Origin of the sequence: Microcoleus sp. MON1_C5, from assembly GCF_036701875.1 — a bacterium.
Lineage (GTDB): Bacteria > Cyanobacteriota > Cyanobacteriia > Cyanobacteriales > Microcoleaceae > Microcoleus.
Window position 1 is genome coordinate 15,870 of sequence record NZ_JAUBRN010000031.1, and the last position, 11,925, is coordinate 27,794.

The 11,925-nt window shown below is 44.7% G+C and carries 8 protein-coding genes; 4 read left to right on the plus strand and 4 right to left on the minus strand.

The window, feature by feature from the left end; genetic code table 11:
- Window positions 1-300 precede the first annotated feature (300 nt).
- Window positions 301-2,391: a protein kinase domain-containing protein gene (locus tag QUA71_RS16365; RefSeq protein ID WP_333286498.1), complete on the plus strand. Its 2,091-nt coding sequence runs from the start codon at window positions 301-303 to the stop codon at window positions 2,389-2,391.
- Here the strand turns inward: QUA71_RS16365 and QUA71_RS16370 are convergent.
- From QUA71_RS16370 to QUA71_RS16380, 3 genes are all read right to left on the minus strand, one after another.
- A complete protein-coding gene (locus tag QUA71_RS16370; RefSeq protein WP_333286500.1) occupies window positions 2,368-6,267 on the minus strand; it encodes a DNA polymerase III subunit alpha in 3,900 nt (1,299 codons plus the stop codon). The two genes, QUA71_RS16365 and QUA71_RS16370, sit on opposite strands and share 24 nt — an antisense overlap.
- A 189-nt stretch (window positions 6,268-6,456) precedes the next feature.
- Window positions 6,457-6,876, minus strand: coding sequence for a lysozyme inhibitor LprI family protein (locus tag QUA71_RS16375; RefSeq protein WP_333286502.1), 420 nt, complete (start codon window positions 6,874-6,876; stop codon window positions 6,457-6,459).
- A 16-nt stretch (window positions 6,877-6,892) separates the two neighbouring features.
- The gene (locus tag QUA71_RS16380) at window positions 6,893-7,207 is read right to left on the minus strand and encodes a DUF2499 domain-containing protein (protein ID WP_333286504.1); all 315 of its coding nucleotides are present in this window, start codon (window positions 7,205-7,207) and stop codon (window positions 6,893-6,895) included.
- A 291-nt stretch (window positions 7,208-7,498) separates the two neighbouring features.
- On the opposite strand from QUA71_RS16380, the gene csaB reads away from it, so the two are divergent.
- The 3 genes from csaB to trmB all read left to right on the plus strand — a co-directional run bounded on the left by csaB (window position 7,499) and on the right by trmB (window position 10,118).
- Window positions 7,499-8,542, plus strand: coding sequence for a polysaccharide pyruvyl transferase CsaB (csaB, locus tag QUA71_RS16385; protein ID WP_333286506.1), 1,044 nt, complete (start codon window positions 7,499-7,501; stop codon window positions 8,540-8,542).
- A gap of 31 nt (window positions 8,543-8,573) precedes the next feature.
- Complete coding sequence (locus QUA71_RS16390; protein ID WP_333286508.1) at window positions 8,574-9,326, plus strand: Uma2 family endonuclease; 753 nt, start codon at window positions 8,574-8,576, stop codon at window positions 9,324-9,326.
- 159 nt (window positions 9,327-9,485) lie between these two features.
- The gene (gene trmB, locus QUA71_RS16395) at window positions 9,486-10,118 is read left to right on the plus strand and encodes a tRNA (guanosine(46)-N7)-methyltransferase TrmB (RefSeq protein WP_333286510.1); all 633 of its coding nucleotides are present in this window, start codon (window positions 9,486-9,488) and stop codon (window positions 10,116-10,118) included.
- A gap of 148 nt (window positions 10,119-10,266) precedes the next feature.
- Here the strand turns inward: trmB and QUA71_RS16400 are convergent, their stop codons facing one another.
- Window positions 10,267-11,781 (minus strand): phospholipid carrier-dependent glycosyltransferase, encoded by a 1,515-nt coding sequence (locus QUA71_RS16400; RefSeq protein WP_333286512.1) that lies wholly within the window; start codon window positions 11,779-11,781, stop codon window positions 10,267-10,269.
- Between the last annotated feature and the right edge of the window lie 144 nt (window positions 11,782-11,925).

The window sequence follows — 11,925 nt, forward strand, 5'->3', positions numbered from 1 at the left end:
ACTCTCCGCATAAATGCTCCAGAATAGCCGTAGTTAACAGTTAACTGTTGACATACCAGTTTGTGAGCCGCCAAACGGCAAAATTTTAGGAAAGCATTAGAATATATGGAAACTCACATCAAGCACTTCTAGTGTCCTCACCTTGGTTTCTTGCCACGGGCTCAACCTGAGAGCCGAGATTTTGGGTTAAGAAAGCAAGTTTCTCAGGTATTATCGAGAATGGTGCTCTGGGCGTGAGTGGAAACAGACTACCATGTTGCTAAGTTTAGCTGTGGTGGGAATCTCCAGGCCGGAAAAAAGATGAGCTATTGCCTCAATCCCCATTGCCAAAAGCCGCAGAATGCTGACTCAACCAATTTTTGTCTGGCGTGCGGCTCTAAATTGCTACTGAAAGAGCGTTACCGCGCCATTCAACCTATCGGTGAAGGAACATTTGGCAGAACTTTTTTAGCTGTCGATGAAGATAGGTTGAAAACTCCCTGCGCCATCAAACAATTTTTCCCCCAAGTTCAAGAAAAAGCTGAATTAGAAAAGGCAACTGCACTGTTCAAACAAGAAGCTCATCGGTTGCACGAACTCGGAGAGCACCCGCAGATTCCAAGTTTGCTGGCTTCTTTTGAACAAGGCAAACGTCTGTATCTTGTGGAAGAGTTAATCGAGGGAAATAATTTGTTTCAGGAGTTGCAGCAGCGGGGAGCTTTTAGCGAGGAACAGATTTGGGAATTGTTAATCAATTTGTTGCCTGTTTTGCAATTTGTGCACGAGCAGCAGGTGATTCATCGAGATATTAAGCCGGAAAATATTGTGCGGAGAACTCCCCAAACCTTGTGGGCTGCGGCGGGATATAGCACCTCAACTCCTGGTAAAGGAAAAGGAGGGGCAAATTTACCTCAATCTTCTGCTGGTATGAAAGGGCTAATTGTCGCTGAATCTCCTGCTGTACAGGGGAAGGCCAGGGGGGGTCAGTTTGTGCTAGTAGATTTTGGAGTTGCTAAGCACATTACCGGCCTTTCTGAGGCGCAAACAGGGACGATAACTGGAACTGCAGGCTATGCGCCGATCGAACAAATTCGCAGCGGCAAGGCCTATCCGGCGAGCGACCTTTACAGTTTGGGCGTTACCTGCATTCACCTGCTAACTGGGGCGGTATTGAAGGATTTGTTCGATGCTTTGGAATGCAAATGGATTTGGCGATCGCACTTGGCGCAAAAAGGCATAAAAGTCAGCCAAAAATTAGCAACTATTTTGAATAAATTGCTCAAAGATTCGGTACGAGAGCGATATCAATCCGCTGCTGAAGTGTTGCAAGACTTGGTAAATTTTGGGCAATACCCCCGCTCTCAAATCAGTTATAATTCGCCCACCAAAATCGCTATTAATTCGCCAGTAACTAACTCGCAGCCACATACAGCAACCGCCGTCTCGACCGCGCCGCCCCAGAAGATTCATGTTGTGCCATCCGCTGGCAATCCGAGATTATTGTCGTCTAATAACTGGCGGTGCGAGCGCATTCTCCAGGGCCATTCAGCCCCGGTTAATGCTGTGGTTATTAATCCTCAAGGCAATATTCTCGCGAGCGCCAGCGACGATAAAACAATTAAGCTCTGGAACCTGCAAACAGGTGAATTCATCCATACTTTTTTCGGCCATTCCGCAACGGTTGATGCTGTGGCAATTAGCCCAGACGGGAGAATGCTGGTTAGCGGCAGTTTTGACAGAAAAGTTATTGAGTGGAAGCTGGATAAAAAGGCGATGATTCGCGAATTTTATAGCGATTTTGGTTCGCCGTACAGTCACCGCTACGGCTCCGTGTACTCGGTGGCTTTTAGTTGCGACTCTGGGGCGATTGCGAGTGGCAGCGGCGACCAGAGTATTAAATTGTGGAACCAGCGCAACGGAGAATTGGTTCAAAAACTTTCGGGACATTCTGATAAGGTTTTATCTGTTAGTTTTCGCCCTCAAAGTATGATGCTTGCCAGCGGTAGTGCTGACAAAACTATCAAGATGTGGCTTGTAGGTATTGGGGAGAGTGTACGGACTTTTGTCGGTCATTCAGATTGGGTTTATGCGATCGCATTTAGTCAAGATGGCAAGACGATTGTCAGTGGAAGTGCCGACGCTACTGTTAAATTGTGGAATGCCGATACAGGGGAATTGATTAATACTTTGAGCGGGCATTCGGATGCGGTGATTTCGGTGGCGATTAGTCCAGAGCGCGAAATTATGGCTAGCGGCAGTCGAGACGGTACGGTTAAACTCTGGAACCTGGAAACAGGAGAATGTTTGTGCTCTCTTGCTGGGTGCAATCCGGTGGCTTTTAGTCCTGACGGTCAAACTTTAGTCACCGGTGGGGATGGCGGCGAAGTGTTAATTTGGCGCGCGTCTGTTTAGTTGGGCGAGATAACTGACATACTTGTGAAGGCGATCGGTGTCAGTGTCAAGTAAACGACTGGCCCAAGAATGTACATTAAGTTGCGATCGCATTTCTCGAAACACCGCAGCATCCCCGCGATTGTCTAGAGGAAAAACCCAAGCATCAAATCCAGCCGACTTAAGACGGCTAACAGTTCCCTCGCCATCTTGCACCCACAATTGAGGGTTAATGCGAACGGGTTGACAGGAATATTCACCGACAACGATTCCTCCGACAGAAACGCTAGCACCTTCTCCCCGATTGGAAAGTTCTTGCAAAATAGCTTTGAGGGAATTGAGTTTTTTGCCGTCTTGTACTTGCTGCGGTGTCAGCTTGACAATCACCATTTCTAAAACTTCGACAGGTTTTGTCGATCGTACAATGTTGACCGGTTGCGCCGCCCAAGAATTTTGTGTTTCCGGTTGCGCCGCCCAAGAGTTTTGTGTTTCCGGTTCCGTCGCCCAAGAGTTTTGTGTTTCCGGTTGAACCCTCTCGATTTCCTCTGTAACCTGTACTGTTTCCACCGGCTTTGCAGTGTCTACAATTATCTGAATTTCCTCCCCATCTTTCTCAATTTTTCCACTAATCTGTAAGATAGCATTCTCTACAATGTAAGGCTTCACTTGTTCGTAAGCCTTGGGGAACACAACAGCTTTTATTTGATGTGTCAAATCTTCTAATTGCAAAATTGCCATGGCATCGCCTTTTTTTGTCACTACCATTTTGATAGCGTTGAGCATGACAATAACTGATACTTTACCCTTTTTATCTGCTAGCTGTTCGAGAGTCACCACATCGGGATCTGGGTTTAGTTGCATGAGAAACTTCAGGGGATGTTCTGATACATAAAAGCCAAGCAATTCTTTTTCTAAACGCAATTTTTCCTGTTTGTCATAATCTTGTACCAATTTAGATTTGGGCGCAGACTCATAGGTATTGACCGACTTCCCGAAGCTATTCGTACCTAACAAGTCAAAGAGATTACCTTGCCCGCTTTCTCTATCTCTTTTGCGCTCTTGCGCCCATTTCATCACTCCTTCGAGGTCGTTTACTAATTGCTTGCGGTTGTTTTCAATTTGATCAAAAGCACCGCATTGAATTAATGCTTCTAAAGCGCGGCGGTTGACAGAATGGAGATTTACGCGATCGCACAAATCAGCCAATGATTTAAACTTACCCCCTTCCTGCCGCGCCGCCAAAATATTTTCAATTGCCGCTTCTCCCACATTTTTAACAGCAGAAATTCCAAACAAAATTTTATCTTTTGCCGAGCCCGTCATCTGTTTGGGCATTGGTGTAAAAGTAAGTTCCGAGCTATTAACATCGGGCGGCTCCACCTCAATACCCAGCTTGAGACAATTGGCAATATATTTCTGTACTTTATCCTGATCGCCCCTGTTAGCAGTCAGCAGTGCAGCCATGTATTCTAGAGGATAATTCGCCTTTAAATAGGCAGTTTGATAAGTGATATAGGCATAGGCCATTGAATGGGATTTATTAAAACAGTATTCAGCGAATTGCAGCATCTGCGCGAACAGTTTCTCAGCAATTCTTTGACTGACTCCATTCTTAGTTGCGCCGTCGATAAACGTTTCTTTTTGCTTCTGCATTTCATCAGCTTTCTTCTTGCCCATTGCACGCCGCAGCAAGTCAGCTTGACCCAAAGAATAGCCCGCCAAATCTTGAGCCATCCGCATAATTTGCTCTTGAAAGCAAAGCGTTCCGTAAGTCTCTTTTAAAATCGGTTCTAATAGCGGATGATCGTACTCAACTGTTTTACCGTGCTTGCAGTCAATAAACTGAGGAATCAAACCTGCATCCAGCGGCCCAGGTCGGTAAAGTGCCAAAATAGAAGAAATATCATCCAGACAGGAAGGTTTGAGTTTTTTCACTACATCCAGCATTCCAGAGGATTCTAACTGAAAAATACCTTCTAAATCTCCTCTTTCTAAAAGTCTATAAGTTTTATCTACATCATTTGGTAACTTTTTGATTCGGGCAAAAGTCTCTTGAGCTCTGCGCTCTATATCAGAAGGTAGCATTTCTGGATCTACAATTAGATTTTGGGTGTGCTTAATATAATCAACTGTTTTCTGGAGCGTTGTTAAATTTTTCAAGCCCAAAAAGTCCATTTTCAGCAGACCCAAAAATTCCAAATCTTCCATGAAATATTGGGTAATTACAGCACCCTCATTATTTTTTTGCAGCGGTACAAGTTCATCCAACGGCTCTGAAGAAATTACCACACCTGCTGCGTGAACGCCATAGGTTTTGTTAGTTCCTTCAATGCGAATTGCCATGTCAATCCACTGACGAACAGGGACTTCTGTCCCTGTTTCTTCATTGATGCAAATTGTATTTTCATAGTTGTCTTTAAATTCCTGTGCAGGTGTGTCATCGGAAATCATCACTTTAAGTTTTTCCGGTTTTCCCCGGGACACGGGAATTAATTTTGCCATTTCGTCGGCTTTTTTGTAGGGAATACCTAACACCCTGCCAACATCTTTCAAGACAGCTTTTGATGTCATTCTGTTGAAAGTAATAATTTGCGCTACGCGGTCGCTACCATATTTTTCCGTAACGTATTTAATCATGTCGTCCCGCCTTTCTATGCAGAAATCGCTATCAATATCTGGCATGGATTTGCGTTCGGGATTGAGAAATCGCTCGAATAGTAGTCCGTGGTGTACGGGGTCTATATTGGTAATTTTGAGGACATAGGCAACTAGAGAACCTGCGGCCGAACCGCGTCCTGGTCCTACTGGAATATGATTGTCTCTAGCATATTTTATGTAGTCCCAAACTACTAAAAAGTATTCCGAAAAGCCCATCTGCTGAAGCATTTTCAGTTCGTATTCTAGTCTTTGTTTGTAGACGGGGGGGATTTCATTTCTGGTGCGGGCTTTGAGGCGTTCTAACAGTCCCTGCCAGGATATTTCTTCTACATAAGTATCGGCTGTATGTTCTGGGGGAATTGGAATTGTGGGAATGCGAGCTTCTCCTGTGAGCTCGTATCTCGATACTTTATTTGCGACCTCTAGGGTATTTTCGATCGCCTCTTTGATTGTTTCATCGTCCAAATGGTCTCGAAACAGTTGCGCCATCTCGTCTGCAGACTTCAAATACTCAGTGCCGCTGTAGCGCATCCGCTTGTCTTCTTCAATCAGTTTGTTGGTGTTAATGCACAGCAAAGCATCGTGTGCTTCTACGTCGTTGCAGGAAATATAGTGAGAATCATTGGTTGCAATTATTTTAATTTTGAGTTCGCGGGCAATTTTGACGATTTCAACATTAACAATCCGATCTTCCGGGGAGCCGTGGTCTTGAATTTCTAAATAGTAATCTTCTCCAAATACTTCTTTATACCATGTGGCTACTTCGCGGGCAGTATCTAGTTTGTTTTGCAGAATCATTTGGGGAACTTCCCCCCCCAAACAAGCACTGGTGACAATTAAACCTTCGGAGTATTGTTTTAGCAGTTCCTTGTTGATGCAAGGTCGGGCAAAAATACCTCTTTCAGGCATTCCCTTTAAGTGGGAAATAGTGGTTAGCTTGACAAGGTTTTTATAACCTTGGGTATTTTTAGCTAAAACAACTTGATGGTATTTTCTTCTACCTCGAACTTTTACTTCTATGTCGCCGTTGACGACATACATTTCGTTGCCAATAATCGGCTTAATATTTTTATTTCGGCAAACTTTGATTAGCTCGATCGCGCCGTACATCACCCCGTGGTCTGTAAGGGCGATCGCGGGCATCCCCAATTCCACCGCCCGTTCTGCGAGCTGTTGTAGCTGAGACGCCCCATCTAGTAAGCTATAATCGCTGTGAATGTGCAAACCAACGAAGGACATAGGGATTTAAAATATAAGATTTGAGAATTTAGATTTTACACCATTGGCGTGTCAAAGCGTAAAATAAAAAACAAAGCTTTATATCACTCTTGAGCTGGTTTGCGCTGGGGCTTCTAAAAGTGCAAAAGATGAGGTTGTCGCGCTATTGATGATGGAATGGGTAAATTATTCTCGATCGCGATCGAACTTTTACAAATTTGCTTGTTTCAAATAACCTTCCAAATCTTTAATCCGTTCTTGCGTCACTCTGGCCCTGCAATAACCGTAGGTAGAAGCAGCCAAAGAACCGCCTTCAAACTGCCCTTTTGCATAATCACAATTTTGATCTCGAAATGCGATCCAAGTACCCTGTGCCGCAGTCAATCTCTGCTTTTGTCTACTGCTGATTTTTGCTTGCAGTTGCTGATATACTTGATTGAGCTTTCTGTCTGCGGCCTGAAACTCTTGACTGGAACAGACATTCATCTCTAGCGTGGTTTGAGGACTTTTGCAGTTAGGCTGTTGGGCGACTTGTACGGGAATGTTGCTGGCTTTGCTGGGAAGCAAAAATCCGGCTGTCAACAAAAGCAAACTCGCCGCAAATTTTACCCAAATAGTGCTACTTTTCACTAAGTTTCTCCCTTTTTTAATCTTTAATTTTCTCGGCTGGCTGAAACGATCGCCAAATCCACCAAGCCGCCGCCCACAGAGTAAAATTGCCGATGAGAGTCATCCCCGCTTGCAGGGTAACAATCCATTGTAGGGCTGGGGAGTTGTCAAAATAGTGCCATGTACAGGCACACATCGCGCTGACGAGAGCGGGCAGCATTGCGGCGGAAAGGGCCCACCAAGCTCGGTTTTGAGTGACTTCGCCGTAAGTCCAAATTAACCAGATGGCGGCAATCCACTCGATGACGCTAGAGATGTGAATAATCCAGGTGGGAATTGACAAAGCGTGCATTTTTTGTATTGTGAACGAAGATGAAAAATTTATCGATAACGAAGATAAAAGATTTATCTATCGGGACTTACGAAACTGTCATATAAAGTATGATGCGTCATACAATTTTAGATTAGCGATTTGAGATTTTATTAGATTTGCGATTTGAGCTGACTGATGACGTAAAGCCTTGAAGCTTGCTGAGAGTAGCATTTTTTTGGTAGTAGGATCAAATCTCAAATATCAAAAAAATCTAAAATCTAAAATCTAAAATAGTTAGATTCCCCATCACAAACCAAGAAAAGAGTAGAAATGCGAGCAATTTTGTGCGGCTATTACGGTAAAGGCAACGGCGGCGACGAGGCGCTGTTGGCATCGCTACTGCAAATGTTACCAGATGGGGTGACGCCGATCGTCCTGTCTGGCAATCCTGTCGAGACAAATCAGCGTTACGGGGTAGCTGCGCGCGATCGCATGAATGCGTTCCAAGTTCTCGAAGCACTCCGCACCTCCGACGCCCTAATCTGGGGCGGCGGTAGTTTAATCCAAGACGCTACTAGCATTGCGAGCCCTTTCTATTATGGGGGTTTGATGGGATTAGCGCAGCGGATGGGCTTAAAAACGGTTGCCTGGGCCCAGGGAATTGGGCCTTTGAAGCGCGAAATGACTCGCAAGTTATCTCAGCGCTGTTTTGCTGGATGCACCGCCGTCAGCGTGCGCGATAAAGGCTCAGCTACTTTACTTGCAGATTGGCAAATTCCCTTTACTTTAGCGCCCGATCCCGTGTGGGCTTTGGAGAATTCTCCCGTGTCGGGTTTGTGGGATTTACCGGCGCCCAGAGTTGCTGTTTGTTTGCGTTCTCATCCTACACTAACTCCCGCTCGTTTGTCAATCTTAACTCAAGCTTTAGTTGACTTTCAAAAAGCAACTCGCACCTTAATTTTGCTGCTGCCTTTTCAAGAGTCTCACGACTTAGAAATTGCGAAACATTTGCACGAAGCCCTGCCCAAAACGAGCCGCATTCTCAGTTTAGAAGACCCCAGAAAATTGAAAGGAGTGTTCCGGGGAGTCGAAATGGCGATCGGGATGCGCTACCACAGTTTAATTATGGCAGCATCCGAAGAATGCCGCTGTTTTGCCCTCAGCTACGATCCGAAAGTTAGTCAATTGATGGACGAGTTAGAAATGCCGGGATATTTATTATCAGAATTGCCAGACGATCCTTATTTAATTAGCAAAACCTGGATGGAACACTATGCTAACGGCGACGCCTTATCTCCAGACAGGATAAAATTTATAGTAGAGCGATCGCTCTTTCACCGCGAAGTATTGCGAGCCGCGCTCCAGCAGTCTTAGTAATAGCAGTCTCAATAAGAGGTAAAATACCGTGGCAGTCAGTACAGTAGACTTAAAAATTACCTGGGAAAAATTGCCAGATGACTTCATTTTAGACGAGCAACCTCTGCAAAATATAGACCAGCCCTTACTCGCTGCCGCCTTGCGGGAAATCTTAGAAATCGCAGGGCTAATTGTAACAGGAATATTAGTTGCCCCAAACATGGGAATTTGTGCAACAGTAGACAGCAAGCTAGTTATCAAAGCTCCAGATTGGTTTTATGCCCGCAACGTACAGCCGCTTTCTAGTCAAGAAATTCGTCGCAGTTACACTCCCAACTTAGAAGGGGAAGTCCCGGCGATTGTCATGGAATTTTTGTCAGCTACTCCCAACGATGAATATTCAATAAAACCAACTTATCCCCCCGGCAAATGTTTTTTTTACGAGCAAGTATTGCGAGTGCCAATCTATGCACTTTTTGAACCGGCCGCCGGAGTTCTCGAAGTCAATCAGTTGAATTCGTCAGAAAGATATCAAGTACAGCAGCCGGATTCAAACAATCGTTATTGGATTGAAGGAATTGGATTATTTCTGGGTGTTTGGCAGGGAACAAAAGCCGAAAGAACCGGATATTGGTTGCGGTGGTGGGATGAGAGCGGAGAGATGTTATTGTGGGGAGCAGAAATGGTAGAAAGGGAACGGCAGCAAAGGGATCTCGCTCAACAGCAAGCCGAACAAGAACGAGAACGCTCGGAAAGATTAGCCGCGCAATTAAGAGCAGCAGGCATTGAACCAGAAGCCTAATGCAATAATGAGCTACTAAAAATTGCAGAGGGAAATTTTTTAATTGCTCATTAACTAAAAAGTATTAGACAACATCGCAAAAATCAATATTTATCTGCGTAAATCTACGTTCATCTGCCCTCATCAGCGGTTAAAAAATACATTCAGGAGACAGCAAAATTGGCAAGAGTAAGAGTGCGGGAACACGTCAATCCCCTATCAATTAGATATCAAGCATCTGCAAGTCCCCCGGATTGGACTAAAATTTATGCCGACTTAAATTTACCGCTGCATTTAGATATCGGCTGCGGCAGAGGACGGTTTTTGTGGCACATGGCGCAAATCCAACCTGACTGGAATTTTCTAGGATTAGAAATTCGGGAACCTCTGGTAGAAGAGGCGAATCTTTGGCGGGACGAAAAAGGCTTGACAAATTTGCACTATTTGTTTTGCAATGCGAATAGTTCTCTCAAACCAATTTTAGAAACTTTACCCGCCGGTATTTTGCAGCGGGTTAGCATTCAGTTTCCCGATCCCTGGTTCAAGAAAAAGCACCACAAACGGCGGGTGGTGCAGCAGGAATTAGTCAACGAATTGGCAACTTATCTGGCAATTGGCGGCGAAGTCTTTATTCAGTCAGATATTGAAGAAGTAGAAAGGGAAATGTGCGATCGCTTTTCATCTCACCCTAGTTTTAAACGTCAAAATGGTGGCGAATGGTTAGCCGAAAATCCCCTGCCTGTTCCTACTGAAAGAGAAATTGCTACTCTGAAACGGGGCGAACCAGTTTATCGAGCACTCTATCAAAAATAATTCTCGCTTTTCCAAACTCACCTTTGTCATAAATGTTATAACTTACATCTTGCACCTTGGTTAGGAACAGGCAAGATGCCTGTTCCACACAACTTAATTTTCTTGTGGAACGGGCATCTTGCCCGTTAAGAGAAGAATTATTTCTAGCTTAAACCCAAGACGGCAGCCACATCCGAATTTTCCATTCCAGTTGCGACAAAGGCAGTCCCAAATACATAGGCATCCAGAAAATAAAAGCACCCAAAATCAGAAAAATAATTGTTACCCCCATCCCTCGGAGTCGAGTTTGAGGGCTGTGCAGCCACCTGTCAACCCACCAAGCAAGTGCTAAGGCTGCAAACACAGAACAGCCCATATAATGGTACAAAAATATGCAGCGAGTCACCTTCACCCAAGGCAGCAAATTAGCGGCCCAATTAACTATTAAATATAACCCCAGCCACATTTCAGCAGTCGGCGGAAACAAAATCGGCCGCTGCTGTTCTATCGTGTCAACAGAAGCCTCGCTGCGCGTTTGCAGCCACACCAAAATCCGGTGAACTAAAACTCCTATTACTAGCAGTAAAGCTAAGGTTGACAGCCACCAAAGCAATGGGTTTCCCATTGCGTGAACGTCAAAAATTGCCTGAGTTGCACCTTCAGGTAAAGGTGGCAAAACCGGATCTGGTTGGGCATTGCTGCTAGCAGTTTTGTAGAAGTAAACTATGGGGCGCAGCATCAAAGGCCAACTGTACCACGTGGAACAATAAGGATGTACATCAGGGCCGCTTTTAATCCGCTGGTGATAAGTCAAAATCTCCGTTTGCATCTGCCAGAAATTGGGACTTGGATTGAAGTACAGGTGAGGAATCCAAGAGATGCTGTAAACTAGAATAGGAATAATAGCTAGACTCAAGCAGAGTTCTATAAAATTGAGTTTAGTCAGTTTTTGTACTGGACTTTCGGCAGGAATTAGAGGTGAATCTACCTCGCGGCTTTGTTCTTCATTTCCTCTGTTACCCTGGATAAAACGAACTGCCCAAGCACAGATTAAAATTAGATAAGTACCGAAAAGAAACCATAATCCGTTCCATTTAATAGCCGCAGATGCGCCGAAACCTATTCCGGCGAGTACCAGCCAAAGCCAGCGCTTTTTGCCTTCTGCTTCTACGGCTTTTAAAATAAATAACTGACCTAAAATTCCAAATAAAACCAGATAAATGTTGTTCAGCGCGTAGCGAGACTCAACTAAAAACAGACCGTCGCAGGCGGCAAAAAAAGCAGCAAGAAAAGCGTAACTGTGGCGCCGAACTAGCTGATAAGCTAGCGCTCCCACAACTAGGGGAATAAAGGAACCTGTGAGAGCATTCAGCCAGCGGTAATCCCAAGGGGAAAGCATGGAACCTGCCATACTGTTGACGGCAGTTTTGCCGAAGGGAAGATGAGTGCCTATCCAAATGCCGATCGCAATTATGTACTGGCTCAGAGGCGGGTGAGCGTTGAAAAAGGGAGTTTTGGTGAGATAATTGTTGGCAAATTTAGCGTAGTAAACCTCGTCAAATACTAAGGTGTTAAATCGCTCCAGTTCCCAAAAGCGTAGGGTTAAGGATAGGAGGAACACAGCGAACATTCCTAAGCAAAAAACTAAAGTAGATCTGTTGAATTGTTTTTTGTTGATTTTCATAAAACAGCAGTAAATAGTAAATGCTAGATTTGAGGGCGATCGCTAATTTAAAAATACTGAGTTGAGAATAGCGTAAAAATTACAATTATGACTTTTAACTTTCCCGGAGGCAAATCCGATGCGGGCGATCGCGCTTGGAGGATG